A 12,294-nucleotide genomic window follows, 5' to 3' on the forward strand; every position below is an offset into this window, starting at 1 on the left:
GCTCGTCTCGGGAGGACTCAGACTCTCACTGGTTGGTTTCATGTAGGTGCACGCGCACGAGTGGCGCTTTCCAAGCGCCATACCGGGGCATGGCGGCATTCCTGCCGCGTTGGAAGGCAGGCCCTACCCTCCCGGTTCAAATCCGAACCTGGAAGACCTCCCACCACCGCGACCTGGAGGTCGCCACGCCCCGGCATGGCGCTTGGAGAGCGGCACTCCCTCAATAATACGGCCGCAGCATCCAGTAGCAGACCGGACCGGTCACCGCGACGTAGAGCCACAGCGGAAAGACCCAGCGGGCCAGCTTGCGATGCGCCGCAAAGCGGTTCGTCCACGCCGCGACGAAGGTGAAGAGGATGAAGGGAAAGCTGACCGCCGCGGTGAGGATGTGGGTCAGCAGCAAGACCAGGTAAAAACCCCGCATCGGCCCGTCCTCGGGATAGCGGGTCGGGTCGTTGGTCAGGTGGTAGGCGACGTAGGAGAAGAGGAAGAGCACCGAGAGCACCATCGCGAACATCATCGCCGCCCGGTGCAGCGCCACCTTGCCCTGCTTGATGAAGACGAAGGCCGCGATCAGCACCACGGCACCGAGCGCATTCACCGTGGCGTGAAATGGCGGCAGCATGGAAGTATCCCAGCCCTTGGGAAGGTCCAGCCGCACCCGCTGCATCACACCGACCAGCAGCAGGACGGCCGCCGAAACGATCCACGCCACCACGCGCAGCTTCGCCGCGAGTTCCTCCTTCGCCGGCCGCGCCAGCCATTTCTCGCGCTCGCTCATTTTCCGAGTTCCTTGCGGATGCGCTCGTAGAGTTCGTGCTTCTCGCGCTCGTAGCGGGTCGCGTCCACCTTGCGTCCCTCCTCCGAGGCCGCACTCGCCAGCGGGTACTTGCCGGCCACGTTCATCTCCTTGTCGATCAAGAGCAGGTCGAGGTCGTGCGCGTAACGGCCGTTCGAGGCGATGTCCACCTCGTCGGTCCGCTCGCGGATCTTGAAGAACCGCAGCTCCTCCTCGAGGAAGCGGTGGATCTCGGCCTGGTCATCCGTTCTCGTGAACCACCAGTTCGAGGCATCCGCCCCGAGGGTCTCGGCGTAGGCCGCCAGTTCCTCGACGCCGTCGGTGTCCGGATCCACCGAGATGCAAAGCATCCGGAAATCGGGATCGTCGCCGAAAGTCTCGTAGAGTTCCAGCAGGTCGCGGCCGTTGCGGATCGCGCATTTCGGGCAGACGGCGAAGAACTGTGCCAGCACGGTCACCTTGCCTTTCAGATCGCTCAGCCTGACCGGCTCACCGTCCTGGCGCGTCATCTCCAGATCGGCCTCGATCGGAAACAGGGTCTCGGGCACCTCGCGACCGACGTCGATGGCAACGGGCGTTTCCGGAACGGTGCCGGCGACCTTGATGAAAAAGGCGACCATCGCCACCGAGGCGACGACTACAAAGGCATAGATGGCAACAACTTTGGATTTCATGTCGGATCCTCGGCGGGAGTGGCGAGCAGTTCGTCGATCGTGTCGATGAGCATCTCTTCCATCGTCTCGACATTGGTTTTGTCCAGACCTTCCGACCGGCCTTCGGCGTCCCATTCGGCCGCTTCCTCGAAGTCGAGGCGCACCGGATTCCGGTAGTTCAGCTCACGGCCGTTCGGCTTGCGGGCCCGAACCGTCGGCTGCCGCACGTGACGGTCGCGGTCGACCACGATGATGGACGTGTCGTAGTTCCACTTGCCGTCACTTTTCTCGGGCATGATGCCGGCCTGGAGGACGTTCTTGAAGTACTTGTGCACGCTTTCCTCGCGCGCTCCCGCCAGCCACCAGAAGGGAAGCTCGGCTCCGAGTTCGTCGGCATGCCTGGCCAGTTCGGCCGGAGGCTCGTTCTCCGGATCGAGGGTGATCGTGACCAGATGGAAATCGTCGCGGTCGCCATAGCGTTCCTTGAGGTCGAGGAGCACCCGGCGCGTCTCCCGCCAACCTTCCGGCTGCTCGAAGACCACCGGCGCGATCACGAAGACATCACCGGCGAGGTCGAGCAGGCTCGCTTCGCTCTCGTCCTGACGCCAGAGCTTGAAGTCGTGCTTGTCGGTCCGCAGGCGGGTGATGAACGCGGGCCGGTCGTCCTCGGCAAGCTTCTCCGCCTTGCGGTTGTAGGCGATCAGCACGCCGATCGATCCGAACACCATGATCCCGACCAGAATCAAGGCCGTGCGGCGCAACTTCTTTGGGTCGCGCACGGCGGGTTCGAGGTCTTGGGCGGCGTATCTCATCGGGCGGCGGAACCTAGACTAGCCCCATGCGAAGGCAAGCAATCCGAGCTCCAGCGGCAGGTAGAGCAGTGTGAAGAGAAACAATTTCCGGAAGGACCCCCGCTCGCCGTCGCGCATGAAGCGACCGGAAAGCGCGGCCATCAGAAGGCCGAGCAAAACCCCTCCGCCAAGCGCCACATGCCCGGGGATTCCGGGCGTCCAGCCCGCCAGCCACGGCCACACGGGAAGCGCCGCCAGCACCAGCGAGAACACCGCGCTCAGCAACCCGCTGCGCCGCCCCTCGACATCGCCATTGCTCCACATCTGGTAGCCGGCCTGCTCGTATTCCTCCCGGCACAGCCAGGAGATCGCGACGAAATGCGGCAGCTGCCACAGGAACAGCAGCGCAAACAGGAAAAGCGCCACCCAGTCGAGGCCGTGGCCCGGCACCGCCGTCCACCCCATCACCGGCGGGATCGCCCCGGGAATCGCCCCGACCAGCGTGTTGGTCGTGCTGTAGCGCTTGAGCGGCGTGTAGATGAAGACGTAGATCGCGACCGTCACCGCCGCGAGGATCGCCGGCAGCGGGCCGACCTTGACCGAAAGGTGGATGATGCCCGCCGCCGACAAGATCCAGCCGACGCCGAAGGCGAACAAGGGGTCCATCCGTCGCGACGGCAGCGGTCGATCGGCGGTGCGGCGCATCCGCGCATCGAGATCGACTTCCATCAACTGGTTGAAGGCCGCCGACCCGAAGGCCGCGAGCGCCGTGCCGACCAGGGTGTGGACCAGCAGCATCAGATCGAACGCCCCGCCCTTCGAGGCCAGCAGGAAGCCGAAGAAGGTGGTCAGCAGCACGAACACATTGAGCCGCACCTTCATGAGAACCATGAGGTCCTTGCGAAGTCCCGGATTCGGGACCTCGGCGGTTTCGACCGGCTCGGCGGTTGGCTCCTCGCTCATCGCGTCGGCCCGACCATGCCCCTCCCTGCTCCGCGCGCACGCACAAATTTTCAGCCGCTACTCTCCACGGCATCCCTCCTCGCTTCTCCGGAGGGAGCTGCTACACTTCCCCTCGTGGAAACGCCGATCAACCTCGAGGAAACGCCCGGCAAGACCGTCGGACGCCGGCGGCCTCCGGTCGATGCACTTGATCCGCAAGCGCATCTCAAGGCTGATGCCGAGGCATGGAGACGCGCATTTGGAAACGGAGGGCTGCCGAAAGGAGTCTTCAAGTTCCACTCGCACGAAGAGGCAGACGAATGGCTATGGAAGATGCTGACCCGGAATCAGGAGAGCTGATATCGCGCGAGCCAACGGCGGAGGGCCTGGCAATATTGGATTCACCGCTCCCGCGCCCGCGGGACCAAGAATGCCAAGCTCAACCGATGGGATCTTAAGATTCTCTACCTTTGCGACCTTGGCGTCTTGGCGGTTAAATCTTTCGTCACCTGCAATCGTCAGGTCGACTCTCAGGGATCGCATAAGATCGCCACTCAGGGATAGTCCTCTCCCAGCAGGCTGCCGAGAACCGACTCCTGCCATTCCGTCAGCTGTGCCCGGAGCTTCCCCGCCAACTCGGGCTTCCCCTTGGCGAGATCGGACCGCTCGCCGGGATCCTTCACGAGGTCATACAATTCCGCCTCGCCCTCCCGGCCGCCGCCGATGAAGAGCTTGTAGCGCCCGTCGAGGATCGCCCGGGCCCCGGCGAAATCGCCGTCCCGGATCTCGCTGAAGCGGGAATTGGCGAAGTCGCGGGTCGGCTTGCCACCCATGAGCTTGACCAGCGGCGTCGTCCCCTTCTGCAGTTCGGGGTCGATGTAGGGTTCGGAGTTGTCCCGCTTGGCGCCGCGAAAGTCCCAGAAACAAATGGGCTTCCCTCGCTCCTTCATGGTGCCGTCGAGCATCGGGACGAGACTGATGCCATCGAGCGGACGCTCCGGAAGCGGCACGCCCGCCAGCTCGCAAAGGGTTGGCAGCATGTCGCTGGTCACGGCATTCACCTTGCTCACCTGCGGTTGCTTGATGCGGGCCGGCCACTCGATCACCCCGGGAACCCGGGTGCCGCCCTCGTAGATGCTGCCCTTCAGCGCCCGGAAGCGCGACTCGACCAGGCCGCTGGGCGGGATCCCGTTGTCACCGCAGTACCAGAGGATGGTGTCCTCATGCAGGCCCTCGCTCTTGAGGTGATCGCGCAGCTTGCCGATGGCACGGTCCATCGCGGTGATCTCGGCGAAGCGCTCACGGATCACCTCCTTCAGCGGCCGCTTCACCCGCTTGCCGGTTTCATTCGAGGTCAGTGCCACCTCGCGCTCCGGAAAATCATCCGGCAGTTCCTCGTAGAGGGCCAGATCCTCCTCCAGCGCCTGATACGGCTCGTGGGGGGATCCGAACCAGATCACCACCAGGAATGGATCCTCGGTTTTCACGGATCGATCGATGAAACGGATCGCCTCATCAACGATCACCTCCGAACCCTCGCCCTCGTAGCGCTTCGGCTCACCCCCGTTTCGCGACAGCACCGGATCGAGTTCGAAAAAGTTGTCGTGCGACAGCCACTCGTCGAAGCCCATCGCGCCCGGGTTGGTCGGCGACGACGCCTTCACCGGTCCGACATGCCATTTGCCGAAATGCGCCGTCGCGTAGCCAGCCTTCTTCAACAGCGAAGCCACCGAGATCTCCTCCGGTCGCAGTGAGCAGCCGGGGTGAAAAGTGCCGTAGCGGTTGGGGTGGCGACCGGTCAGCACGCTGCCCCGGGTCGGCGAGCAGGAAGGATGCGCCGAATAGAACCGATCCATCCTCAGCCCTTCGGCGGCCATCTTGTCCAAGGTCGGCGTCTTGAGCAGCGGATGCCCGTTGTAGCCCACCTCTTCCCAACCGTGATCGTCGCCCATCAACAGGACGACGTTGGGCGGTCCGGGGAGTGCGGGCAGAACACTCAGGAAAAAGATGAGGCCGGGGAGGGCCCCCACGCGGTGGCGATGAATACGGAACACGGAAACAGGGGGTGGGTGGTGGGGACTAGAACTCGCTGCGGTAGTAGACCTTCACGAACTTCATACCCCGATCCTCGTCGTAGCCTTTCTCGATGACCGGCTCGGCGGCATCCAGGGCCTTCGGCTTGATCTTCAGCTCCACGCCGGTGTCCAGGCGCATCACGGTCGCCATCAACTTGCGCGCCTTGGCCGCCTCGCGCTTGGCGATCGCAAAGCCGTCCTCGATCTTCAGGCCCTCGTCCTCCTCGGCCAGGCGCCGCTCTTCGGCGAAGCGGGCCCGTGCCTCCGGCGTGCGCAGCGCCTGCTCCTCGAACGCGGCGAGGCTGAAGTTCTTGTTGCCCTTGAAATAGCCCAGCGCGTCCTGCGCCGCCTTCTTCCGCTCCCACGGGGCCGGTGCGTCGTCCCCGTCGCCGGGATCGCCCCCGGCCACCGCGTTGACCGCCATTTCCGCCACCCGGCGGCTCACCAGCGACGGATCGGAAATCGGCACGACCCCGAGAAAATCCCGGACCCAGAAGCGCGATTCGGCGCCGGCCCGGTCGAAGGTCAGCACATAGAAACCCTTCGCCCCGAAGTGCTCGAGAATCAGGCAGCCCTTGTCGATCCGCTCGGGGTTGATCCCTTGCTCGGTGTGCAGCTCGAGGTCGTCGCCCCGGGTCGAGATACTCAGAAACGGGGTGACGCTCTCGGACTTCAGGATGCAGATCGCCCGCTTCCTTTCCCCTTCGCAGGCGATCCCCTCGATCAGGCTCACGCAGAGGTCCCCCGACTTGATGTTCGGGTGGTTGGACTTCGAATACAGCCGCTGGGCGATCTCGCGGCCCTTGTCCAGCAACGCCTTGTCGTCCTTGAACACCGCCGCCGCGCAGCCGTTCATCTCGTGCTGCTCGAGCGAGGCGTGGTGGTCGAAGCGATGGCCGATCAGGTTGCGGAACGGCTTGAGGAAGATCGGCGTGAGCAGCTGCTGGTCCTCGTCCGAAACGGCGAACAGCTGCTTCGATGTCTGCAGCGGTTCCTCCCGCGACGGGTTGCCGACCTTGGCCAGCACCAGTCCCACGATGCCCGCGTTCTCAAAATCCAAATGCAGATTCACGGCGCTTGGGTAGCCGCTTCCGCGCGCCGCGCAATGCCCAAGTCACCCCTTGGCACTTGGAACTTCTCACTTGGCACTGCAAGGCGCAGCCTTGGGTCATGCTGAAGGTCGTCGATCATCCGCTGATCCAGTCGGAGCTCACCTGCCTGCGGGATCGATCCTGCCCGCCCCACGCCTTCAGGACGCACGTCCGCCGGATCGCCTCGCTGATGGTCCCCGCCGTAACGGAGAACCTCGAAACCGAACCGGTCCCTTGTGAGACCCCCCTCGAGGTCACCAGCGGCGCGAGGCTCGTGCGGCCCATCGTGCTCGCTCCCATCCTGCGGGCCGGCATCGGCTTCTTCGACGGCTTTCTCGATCTCCTGCCGGAGGCCTCGACCGCCCACATCGGCCTCGCCCGCAACGAGGAAACGCTGCGCCCCGAACCCTACTATTTCAAGACCCCGCCGGAACTGCCCGAGGCCGACGTGCTCGTCCTCGACCCGATGCTGGCCACCGGCGGCTCGGCGGCCGAGGCCATCACCCGGCTCCGCGAGGCCGGTGCCCGGAACCTGATCTTCGCCTGCCTCGTCGCCGCCCCGGAGGGTGTGGCCACCCTGGAACAGGCGCACCCGGATGTGCCGATCTTCACCGCGGCCCTCGACCGCTGCCTCAACGGCAAGGGCTACATCCTCCCCGGTCTCGGCGACGCCGGGGACCGGATTTTCGGGACGTGATCCGGCCGCTCGGCGACTCAGCGCACGGCCGCGTCGACACTTGCCTGGTAAGCCAGGAATTCGTCGAGCGTGATCGAGCCGTTCTTGTTCACATCGGCCTCGTCGAAGGGCACGGCCATGTGCTCGACGGCGGCTGGGTTCGACTGCGCCTCGGCAAGCGAGACTTCTCCAGCCCCGGCCGGATCGAGGGCCTTGAACTTCTCCGCGGTGCCGCCACCGGCGATGAATTCGGCTTCACTGACCTTTCCGTCGCCGTTGGAATCCAGGGCCTTGAACCTGGTGGCGATCATGATGTCGGTCGCCTCGTTCCGGGCAAGCAGCCCATCCCCGTCAGCGTCCGCACGCTTGAATGCCTGCTCGGGCGTGAGCGGAGCGGTCGAAGCGCAGGCGGCGAGCAGAACGGCGGGAATGGCGGCTGGAATGAGTTTCATGATGAAAGTCTCCTAACCAACGGCGCCATCGCCGTCGATTTCTTTCTACTTCTCACATCAGCGTCGCCCCGGCCTCGGCCAGCTCGGAGCGCTCGCCGCGGTTCAGCGGCACATGAGCGACAAAGGGCTGACCCTTGAGCCGGTTGCGGGTGTAGACGAGGCCGTTGCTGCGGCTGTCGACGTAGGGGTTGTCGATCTGCGCCGGATCGCCGACCAGCACCAGCTTCGAGTCGCGCGACATGCGGGTGACCACCGTTTTCGCCTCCTGCGGCGTCAACTGCTGGGCCTCGTCGAGGACGAAGAAGCGGTTCGGGATCGAACGCCCCCGGATGTAGGCCAGGGCCTCGATCTCGATGATCCCCTGCTCGAGGAGCGCCTCATACGGCTTGGCCGTGCTCGGTTCCGGGGTCGGCTTCTGCTTGCGCCGCGGCCCGGTCGATTTCAGCGGTCGCATCAGGAGGTCGAGGGCGTCGTGGATCGGCTGGAGCCACGGACGCATCTTTTCCTCGAGGGTGCCTGGCAGAAAGCCAAGCTGCTCGCCCATCGCCACCACCGGGCGGCTGACGGTCAGGCCGTTGTACTTGCGGGCGAACATCTCGTGAAGCCCCGCGGCGACGGCCACCAGGGTCTTGCCGGTGCCCGCATGACCGAAGCAGGTCACCAGACTGATCTCCGGATTGAGCAAGGCGTCGATCAGGCAGCGCTGGCCGAGGTTGAGCGGCTTGAGCGCGATCCCTCCGGGGATCTTCAGGGACTCGGGAATCTGCAGGCGCACCAACCGGCCCTCGCTCGCGAGGCGCGCGGGCATCGTCTGCTTCTCGGAGGCCTCCAGCAACACATACTGGTTGAGCACCACCTCGGGACGACGCTCGTGGGGCACAACCAGTTCACCCGAGCTGGCGAAGCGCTGCATCTCACTCGCGTCGACGGGAATACGGCGGATATCGTAGCTCGTCACCTCCCGTGGGTCGACCTTGTCGTTGAGGTAGTCCTCGCAGTCGATGCCGACCGCCCGCGCCTTGAGCTGGAGATTGATGTCCTTCGTCACCAAGGTCACCGGGGCCTGGTTGTTCTGCATGATCAACAACGCCGCCGCCATGATCCGGTGGTCGACCCTTTCGCGGTCGGGAAAGATCCGGTGGAAGCGGTCGAGCGCCTGGGAATTCTTCGGGCAACTCGCCGGATCGTAGATGACCATCCGCAGCGTCCCCCCACCCTCCGTGGGCACCCCCGCCGTGATCGCCGAGGAACTGGAGAAAAGCTCGGTCAGCCGCCGGTGAACCCGTCGCGCATTCGCCCCCCGCTCCGACTGCTCGCTCTTGAAACGGTCCAGTTCGGCGAGCACGTCGACGGGAATGCAGATGTGGTGCTCCTGGAAGCGGTTGAGGCAGCTCGGGTCGTGAATCAACACATTGGTGTCGAGCACGAAGTTCTTCACGACCTGCGACGGCGCCCGCAATCCGAACTCCAGGGCCGTGGCCCGTTTCCGGGAACCCGCCTTGGACGTCTTTTCAGCAGTCGTGGGTGTCTTTTCTTCGAACAGCTTGGCTTGAGAGTCGTCGACGCGCTCGATCATCAGTAAGGGTGGGGTGGGAAGAAACGGAAAGGGACGGACATTTCGGGGCGGATCCCCAGGCCACTCCGGGCCTCCGTCAGTCCGCAACAGGGCGGAAACTCTGAACCTGAAATTATCAAGTTATCCGAAGTAATACGAACGGGGCCCTTGAGGCAATCCCCAAATGGCCGATTCAACGAAGCTGTCGCGCAACTTCGCTCGACAACTCGGCCCGCCGGACCTTTCCGAGTTCGCTGCGTGGAAACTTCGGGATCGAGACCGGGCCGTCCACTCGCTCCGGACCTTTTGCACTCGCATTGTGGTCGGAGACCGCCCCGGCGGCTTCCGGCGCCTCCCCTTCCACCACGAGCACCAGGAGGTGCTGGCGACGCGCGTCGGGCACCGCCACCACCGCCGCATTCCGGAGCCCGATCTTCCGCTCGACCGCCACCGGGTCGACCAATTCTCCGAGCACCTTGACCAAGAAGTCGACGCGCCCGGCCAATTCGAGACCCGCCTCGCCCAGCCGTCCCCGGTCACCGGTCGGATACCACCCGTCACCGCAGTCGATGAACTGAACGCCTCCGGCGGACTCCAGCGCCTCCGCCACAAACAGGGACCGGCCGCGGATGGAAATCCGCCCCTCCCCGTCGCAGGCCACCTGCCAGTGCGGAAGCACGGGCAGGGGCCCGGATGAATACGGCTTTTCTAGTACTTCGATGGGAGCGGTGGCGACCTGCGACGCAGCCTCGGTCAGCCCGTAACTCGGCAACACCGGCCAGCCCAGCTGCCGGGCCCGCATCCCGTCCACCTCCGCCAGCGCCCCCCCGCCGACGACAAGCGTGCGCAGCGTGTCCGGCGCACGCAGGCCGGCCCCGACAAGGTCGTGGATCTGGGTCGGGACCAGGGACAGGTGGTTCACCCCGGCGTCCTCGAGCCACTCCACGAAGGACCGCGGCTCCCAGCCCTGCGGAAATGCCACCAGGCGCGCCCCGCTCTCGAAAGCCCGGGCCACCACCCCGAATCCGCCGACATGCCGGAGCGGCAGCGCAAGACCCCAGACATCCGAATCCGTGACCCCCAGGTGGCGGTTCACCACCGCCGCCGAAAGCAGGAGTCCTTCGCGGTCGTGGCCGATCCAGCGGGGGGTTCCGGTCGAACCCGAGGTCCGGAACCAGACGAGCCCGGGCGATTCCGCGACCCACGTCGGTGCCCCGGCACCGGGAAAAGCGGGATCCCCGGAGGCCCAGAATGCCGGATCGATCAGTCGAGTCGTTTCCATGGCAAACGCTCCAGAAGATCATCGAAGCCGAGGCCCGTCCCACCCGGCGACTTGAAGTGCGGCGACCACCGACCAAGACGCTCGGCAAAGTCGCAGGGCGTGAAGATGTGGTGGGTCTGCAGCCCGCAGATGCCGACCAGGCCCGGAAACTGGACGTTCAGCTTCGCGGCCTCCCAAGCCGCGAAACACTGCCCCACGGGATGCTCCATGTAACTGGTCACCACCACCTGCTGGCCCTGTCCCGCCGCCGCCTCGGCCAACAGCCAGGGTTCATCGACCGCCGGCTTCACGACGACCACTCCGGCCGCCGTCGACAGCGGCGCCGCCTCGCGATCGACCGCGAGGATGGTGCGCGTCTCACGGCTCAAGGCCTTCCACACGTCCTCGGCATACGGACAGGGGTCCTCGACGAAATCCAGCCGCGCCCGCAGCGCCTCGGGAAGCCCGAGAAGGAAATCGCGGGCCTGCTCCGCCGTCGTCACCTCGTTGAAGTCAAGCCGCCAGCGGGTCTGGGGAAACTTGTCGCCCATCTCGATGAGGAAGGCGGCCTCCGTGGGAAGATCCCGTCCGACCTTCATCTTCAGCTGGGCGAAGCCTTTTGCCACCGCACTCTCGACGATCCGCTCGTCGTGCCAGGGAAGGGTGGCGTGACTGTCCGGCACGTCGATCTCGTCGAGAAGCTCGTCGCCGATGAAGCGGGCGTTCGCGTCTTCCTGCGCACAACGGATCGCCCGCCGCACGATGGGCCAGCGTCGCGCCCCCCGCAGGTCATCGAGGCAGCGCTGCAAGGTTGGATCCCCGAGTTCCGGCCACGGGTGCAGGCAGGCGAAGCCGTCGTCGATCCGCAGCAGCACGCCTTCGTAGGTCCGCCGCGTGGTCGTCGCGTTCACCGGCTGACGCGCCGTCAGCTTGTATTTCCAGTACCACAGCTCCTCGGCCACGCCCGAAGCTCACCCGCGCAAGGCCACCGATCAACCGCCAAACCCACATGGAGCGCCGATTATGGAATCGGCATCTTTCCCGGTCCTGAAGATGCCGATTTCATCATCGGCGCTCCATCACCAGACCACCGCCACCAGGTGAAACATGCCCGCGAAAGCCACCAACTGCACGCCCGCCATCGCCAGTAGGCGGTTCATGGCCGGGCCTTCATCGAGGGCCAGGCCCCCCCAGGAAATCCGCAGACCCAGCGTCCACAGCGGCAGGGTCGCCAGGAAAAGCCACGGCTGCCCGAGGAACACCCACCCGATTCCCAGCAGGCCGGCGAGCTTGATTTCGCCCCAGATCGTCAGGCGCGCCGCCTTCGGCCCCCAGCGCACCGCCAGGGTGTGCTTGCCGGTCCCGGCGTCTTCCACGCGGTCGCGCAGGTTGTTGATCGAGATCAGCACAGCCGACAGCAGGCCGATCTGCGCACCGAGCAGCAGGGCCTCGACCCGCCACTCGCCGAGTTGGACGAACACCGTGCCGGCGACCGCCACGAAACCGAAGAACACGATCACGAACAACTCCCCCATCCCACGGTAGGCGAGCGGAAAGGGACCCCCGGTGTAGCCGTAGGCGAGAAAGAGCGAGGGCAGACCGATCATCACGATCGGCCAGCCGGCTTCGCGGAAAAGCAGCAGCCCGCAAACCGCCGCCAATCCGAGAAAGCCGCTCCCCCACGCCATCACCGCCCGGGGACTCATCAGGCCGCTCGCCGTCACCCGCGTCGGACCGGTGCGATTCCCGGTGTCGGCTCCCTTGCGGTGATCGATCGCGTCGTTGAAGAAATTCGTCGCGATCTGGATGGCCAGCGCGCCGACAAGGGTCAGCAGCGCCAGCGTCAGGCTCCACCGACCCTCCAGCCGCCACGCCAGCACCGTGCCGGCCCACACCGGCACCACGGCGGCGGGCAGCGTTTTCGGGCGGGTGGCCAACAGGAAGGCGCGAAGCACGCCCCAAGCAATGCGCGGGCGTCGCCGCCAACAAAGAAAAAACG

Annotated in this window: 13 protein-coding genes; 2 read left to right on the top strand and 11 right to left on the bottom strand. The window is 65.4% G+C overall.

Annotated features, from left to right (window positions below):
* Window positions 1-220 precede the first annotated feature (220 nt).
* From ACG2LG_RS01025 to cyoE, 4 genes are read right to left on the bottom strand one after another with little or no spacing between them, the layout of a single operon-like run.
* Window positions 221-781: a DUF420 domain-containing protein gene (locus ACG2LG_RS01025; RefSeq protein ID WP_396255562.1), complete on the bottom strand. Its 561-nt coding sequence runs from the start codon at window positions 779-781 to the stop codon at window positions 221-223.
* Window positions 778-1,473 carry an SCO family protein gene (locus ACG2LG_RS01030; RefSeq protein WP_396255564.1) on the bottom strand — a complete coding sequence of 232 codons (696 nt, stop codon included), beginning with the start codon at window positions 1,471-1,473 and terminating at the stop codon, window positions 778-780. Before ACG2LG_RS01030 ends, ACG2LG_RS01025 begins: the two co-directional genes overlap by 4 nt.
* The gene (locus ACG2LG_RS01035) at window positions 1,470-2,264 is read right to left on the bottom strand and encodes a hypothetical protein (protein ID WP_396255566.1); all 795 of its coding nucleotides are present in this window, start codon (window positions 2,262-2,264) and stop codon (window positions 1,470-1,472) included. The genes ACG2LG_RS01030 and ACG2LG_RS01035 overlap by 4 nt, the downstream gene beginning before the upstream one ends.
* Window positions 2,265-2,282: 18 nt before the next feature.
* Window positions 2,283-3,206, bottom strand: coding sequence for a heme o synthase (gene cyoE, locus ACG2LG_RS01040; RefSeq protein WP_396255567.1), 924 nt, complete (start codon window positions 3,204-3,206; stop codon window positions 2,283-2,285).
* A 114-nt stretch (window positions 3,207-3,320) separates the two neighbouring features.
* Here cyoE and ACG2LG_RS01045 point away from each other — a divergent pair, with 114 nt between their 5' ends.
* The gene (locus ACG2LG_RS01045) at window positions 3,321-3,545 is read left to right on the top strand and encodes a hypothetical protein (RefSeq protein WP_396255568.1); all 225 of its coding nucleotides are present in this window, start codon (window positions 3,321-3,323) and stop codon (window positions 3,543-3,545) included.
* A 194-nt stretch (window positions 3,546-3,739) separates the two neighbouring features.
* On the opposite strand, the gene ACG2LG_RS01050 is transcribed toward ACG2LG_RS01045, so the two are convergent.
* Window positions 3,740-5,215: a sulfatase gene (locus ACG2LG_RS01050; RefSeq protein WP_396255569.1), complete on the bottom strand. Its 1,476-nt coding sequence runs from the start codon at window positions 5,213-5,215 to the stop codon at window positions 3,740-3,742.
* Window positions 5,216-5,264: 49 nt separating this feature from the next.
* Window positions 5,265-6,332 carry a nucleoid-associated protein gene (locus ACG2LG_RS01055; RefSeq protein WP_396255571.1) on the bottom strand — a complete coding sequence of 356 codons (1,068 nt, stop codon included), beginning with the start codon at window positions 6,330-6,332 and terminating at the stop codon, window positions 5,265-5,267.
* A gap of 98 nt (window positions 6,333-6,430) precedes the next feature.
* Here ACG2LG_RS01055 and upp point away from each other — a divergent pair, with 98 nt between their 5' ends.
* On the top strand, window positions 6,431-7,048 hold the full coding sequence (gene upp / locus ACG2LG_RS01060) for a uracil phosphoribosyltransferase (protein WP_396255573.1): 618 nt from the start codon (window positions 6,431-6,433) through the stop codon (window positions 7,046-7,048).
* Window positions 7,049-7,065: 17 nt separating this feature from the next.
* On the opposite strand, the gene ACG2LG_RS01065 is transcribed toward upp, so the two are convergent.
* The 5 genes from ACG2LG_RS01065 to menA form a co-directional block, all read right to left on the bottom strand.
* Window positions 7,066-7,479 (bottom strand): EF-hand domain-containing protein, encoded by a 414-nt coding sequence (locus ACG2LG_RS01065; RefSeq protein ID WP_396255575.1) that lies wholly within the window; start codon window positions 7,477-7,479, stop codon window positions 7,066-7,068.
* A 52-nt stretch (window positions 7,480-7,531) separates the two neighbouring features.
* A complete protein-coding gene (locus ACG2LG_RS01070; protein WP_396255576.1) occupies window positions 7,532-9,055 on the bottom strand; it encodes a PhoH family protein in 1,524 nt (507 codons plus the stop codon).
* Between the two features lie 172 nt (window positions 9,056-9,227).
* Window positions 9,228-10,316 (bottom strand): AMP-binding protein, encoded by a 1,089-nt coding sequence (locus tag ACG2LG_RS01075; RefSeq protein ID WP_396255578.1) that lies wholly within the window; start codon window positions 10,314-10,316, stop codon window positions 9,228-9,230.
* Window positions 10,298-11,257: an enolase C-terminal domain-like protein gene (locus ACG2LG_RS01080; RefSeq protein WP_396255580.1), complete on the bottom strand. Its 960-nt coding sequence runs from the start codon at window positions 11,255-11,257 to the stop codon at window positions 10,298-10,300. Before ACG2LG_RS01080 ends, ACG2LG_RS01075 begins: the two co-directional genes overlap by 19 nt.
* Window positions 11,258-11,374: 117 nt before the next feature.
* Window positions 11,375-12,250, bottom strand: coding sequence for a 1,4-dihydroxy-2-naphthoate octaprenyltransferase (gene menA, locus ACG2LG_RS01085; protein ID WP_396255582.1), 876 nt, complete (start codon window positions 12,248-12,250; stop codon window positions 11,375-11,377).
* Between the last annotated feature and the right edge of the window lie 44 nt (window positions 12,251-12,294).

This window comes from Haloferula sp. A504, from assembly GCF_044385805.1.
GTDB lineage: Bacteria > Verrucomicrobiota > Verrucomicrobiia > Verrucomicrobiales > Akkermansiaceae > Haloferula.

Coding starts and splice junctions, on each gene's coding strand:
- ACG2LG_RS01025 (WP_396255562.1), bottom strand. CDS start 781: ATGAGCGAGCGCGAGAAATGGCTGGCGCGGCCGGCGAAGGAGGAACTC.
- ACG2LG_RS01030 (WP_396255564.1), bottom strand. CDS start 1,473: ATGAAATCCAAAGTTGTTGCCATCTATGCCTTTGTAGTCGTCGCCTCG.
- ACG2LG_RS01035 (WP_396255566.1), bottom strand. CDS start 2,264: ATGAGATACGCCGCCCAAGACCTCGAACCCGCCGTGCGCGACCCAAAG.
- cyoE (WP_396255567.1), bottom strand. CDS start 3,206: ATGAGCGAGGAGCCAACCGCCGAGCCGGTCGAAACCGCCGAGGTCCCG.
- upp (WP_396255573.1), top strand. CDS start 6,431: ATGCTGAAGGTCGTCGATCATCCGCTGATCCAGTCGGAGCTCACCTGC.
- ACG2LG_RS01065 (WP_396255575.1), bottom strand. CDS start 7,479: ATGAAACTCATTCCAGCCGCCATTCCCGCCGTTCTGCTCGCCGCCTGC.
- ACG2LG_RS01070 (WP_396255576.1), bottom strand. CDS start 9,055: ATGATCGAGCGCGTCGACGACTCTCAAGCCAAGCTGTTCGAAGAAAAG.
- ACG2LG_RS01075 (WP_396255578.1), bottom strand. CDS start 10,316: ATGGAAACGACTCGACTGATCGATCCGGCATTCTGGGCCTCCGGGGAT.